The sequence below is a fragment of the Alkalinema pantanalense CENA528 genome (genome assembly GCF_050753345.1).
Classification (GTDB): Bacteria; Cyanobacteriota; Cyanobacteriia; order Leptolyngbyales; family Leptolyngbyaceae; genus Alkalinema; species Alkalinema pantanalense.
In genome coordinates, this window is record NZ_JBLZFX010000198.1 from 1 (window position 1) to 3,193 (window position 3,193).

Sequence of the window (3,193 nt, forward strand, 5' to 3'; positions counted from 1 at the left end):
CCATCGTTGTGTTTAACCCAAATACTTATGTTAAAGGAATCTCACTCTCAAAATCAGCGATGCGTGAAATTGAAACTCGTTTGCAGCGCAATCCAGATTTACCCAAATGGGACATCCTGATTCAACCTGCTGCTGGGTAGATTTGTTCCTGGAAATCTCCTTAGTATATAAGGCTCTACCCGTCACACCATTCTTATGAGGCGGCAATACCTCAACTTCAACCGCTTCTACCTCACCTGGCAAAGCAGGCAAAGACTGAGGTTCCGTAAATCCAGCAATCGCATCATGCTGCTGCCAGATCAGTGCCTTTGCCGTAGAAGTGCCCAAATAGAGGAGCGGCAGAGTTTCGATCGTCGGTTTGGTATAGGCCACCGTCTTGCAGCAATCGTGTTTGTTCTTGCCTTCTCCCTCCTTAACCGCCTTAAACTCCACCTCCAACACACCCAAACTCCGCCATTTATCGTTCTTGCCACTGAACGGCACATTACAATAATCCGCAAACGTTTTTTCCAAGGAGCGGTAGAACTCCTCACGGGCTGATTTAAAGCTCCACAGCGCCACGTTTTTGAATCGCACCACGATCGGACAGGTATGCAGCGGCTGATTATCCTCATCTAGAAACAGCAACGCATGTTCTGAACAAACATCCATCGCTTTCTTATCCAGGCTATGGCGGTACTCATCATAGAGTCCAACCACCGTACCCCCCAAATCTTCCACATCCGACTTGTAGCGAATATACTCCGGCACAAATGCCAGCACCAATAACCGAGCATCCGTAATCAGCAACCCCGTCACCTCTTCGGTAAAGGTAACAGTTGTCAGGTCATCCTCATCCGGCATCACAATCCAGCCCGCCTTTTCCAACTGCTCGATCGGAATCAAAATTCCGGCGGGCTTATCATTGACCACAATTCCATAGGGCAACAGCGGTCGGCGCACCTGATTGTAGGCATCACTGAGCAGATCTGGATCAACTTCAAACCCATCTAATCCCGTCGTGTCCGATCGAACTGCACGAGAGCCAGTGGCCGTAGTTGATTTTTGCGCTTTGGAAGTCGCCGTTTTAGCACCCGTTCTGAGAGTGCTGGGAGAGCTATTTCTAGCGTTCGTTGGTTTAACCATTGCAGTACAGTCCAATGAATTATCCCAACACGGAGGCGTTAGCCTGAGAAGCCACCTGAACCAGAATTTGGGCATTGGGCCTTTGGAGATCCCCATCTCATCTCCCAAAAATATCCAGGTAGCCGATCCACTGACCAAGCTGCGATCGTTAGAATTTCTGCCAGAATCTCAGCCCTTTGCTATGCCGCTCCCCTTACCGACCCATTGGAACTCCCTTTCTGCCAGTCAGAACGATACTTCTACTGCTTTAATGCAGGTGCCATCCGATTCCCAACTACTGGCCGCGATCGACTTTGGCAAAATGCTTCAGCAATACAACAATCCTCAAGGTTGGATGCTGCTGGGCGGGTTACTGGTTGTCTTATGGCTACTCCGCATCAGTGGATCAGGGAAAGGCAAAATTACGACAGGCAAGCTGTGTGGCACTGCGGAGAAACTAGCTGCAACCAGTCTCGCGCTCAGACAAATCCAAGAGCGCAAACACAATAAGGTAACGCTCTGGTCTGGCACACCCCGCTACTGGGCAAAGGGAGCATGGCATAGCGTAATGGCAACCATCCAAACAACATTGGGAGCATCCCCAACCGTATGGTTTCCCAATGCTGAACGAGGCACATTGGTGATTGGTGCTCCTGGTTCTGGAAAAACTTATTCAACCATCGATCGAATGCTAGAAAGCGTCATGCAACAGGGATTTCCGATCTTGCTCTACGACAAGAAAGGCGATCAAATGCGGCTCCATGCTCCCCTCGCGGCTCGCTACGGTTATCAAGTCAGAGTCTTTGCACCTGGAGAGCCTTTTAGTGGTGTGATCAATCCCCTGGACTACATGAGAGATGCCAGAGATGGCGTAATGGCGGGGGAAATTGGTAAAGTGATTAATCGCAACGCCAGAGAGGGCGATGGTGGACGGAGTGACGAATTTTTCACCAAAGCAGGAGACTTGCTGGCAAAGGCATTGCTGCAACTGGTTAAGGGTTCCCGTTATCCCGACATGGCAATGCTCTACGCGGTGTTGCGCCTGCCTAACTTGGTGCATCGGATTGACTATGCGGTGCAAGCTAAACGACTAGATGAATGGGTCGCTACCTCTTTTGTTCAGTTCCTCAGTGCAAAGGACGCTGAAAAAACAATCTCTGGTATCCTAACGACCGCCGCAGGCACCTTCTCATCGTTCATTCAAGCAGACCTGCTCCGAGCCTTTATTGGCAAATCCACGATTCCAACTCGTTTAGAAGGACGAGAGATAGTAGTGTTCAAGCTGGATGATGAGCGTCGCAGTGTGGTGGGTCCGCTACTGGCTGCTGCAATTCACCTAATGATTGTGGGCAATCTCAGCACACCTCGTAAAGACCCGCTGATTATTTCTCTAGACGAGTTGCCCTCGATCAAGCTCGATCGCCTGCCACAATGGATTAACGAATACCGTTCCAATGGTGCTTGTTTCATCCTAGGGATTCAAAGCTTAGATCAACTCTATGACATTTATGGAGACAAGATGGGTGCCGCGATCGCCTCTGCCTGTAGCACCCATGTCTTGTTCAATCCCGGTAATCATAAAACGGCTGAGGATTACTCAAAACGGTACGGTGAAAAAGAAGTGCTGATCAAAAATCGAACGACCGGACGATCGCTGGGTGGACAGATGAGTCGATCGATTAGCTGGAGTGAGAATCTGCAAAAAATGCCGGTGATCAGCGCCGATGAAATTCTCAAATTTCCTCAAGGCAAATGCGTGATTACCAGTCCTGGATACGGCTCAGGCGGACAGGCATCGATTCCTTATCCGCTGACCATTCCTGTCCCTAAAGCAGATGAAAAACGCGCAAAGGAAAGTGAGGCATTATGGGAAGCGCAAGTGCGAGCAGGCTTGGAGAGCCAAGTGATTATGCCAAACGTAGACGCACTGACTCAAGCCTTGTATGAGCGAATTGAAGAAGCAGAGCGAATGTTACCACTGAGTGCATCCCAGATTTGCAATGAGTATAAATGCTTAAGTCCATAAGTTGACTTCAGCGCTACACTTTAAACAGAATTCCTCTACTTAAGTTGCTCTATGGACGCTGAC

The 3,193-nt window shown here is 49.4% G+C and carries 2 protein-coding genes; one reads left to right on the forward strand and one right to left on the reverse strand.

Features of this window, described 5'->3' with window-relative positions:
- Positions 1–30: 30 nt before the first annotated feature.
- The gene (locus ACN4EG_RS27445) at positions 31–1,125 is read right to left on the reverse strand and encodes a DUF5895 domain-containing protein (RefSeq protein ID WP_431633466.1); all 1,095 of its coding nucleotides are present in this window, start codon (positions 1,123–1,125) and stop codon (positions 31–33) included.
- Between the two features lie 82 nt (positions 1,126–1,207).
- On the opposite strand from ACN4EG_RS27445, the gene ACN4EG_RS27450 reads away from it, so the two are divergent.
- Positions 1,208–3,130: a type IV secretory system conjugative DNA transfer family protein gene (locus ACN4EG_RS27450; protein ID WP_431633467.1), complete on the forward strand. Its 1,923-nt coding sequence runs from the start codon at positions 1,208–1,210 to the stop codon at positions 3,128–3,130.
- The last annotated feature ends 63 nt before the right edge of the window (positions 3,131–3,193 follow it).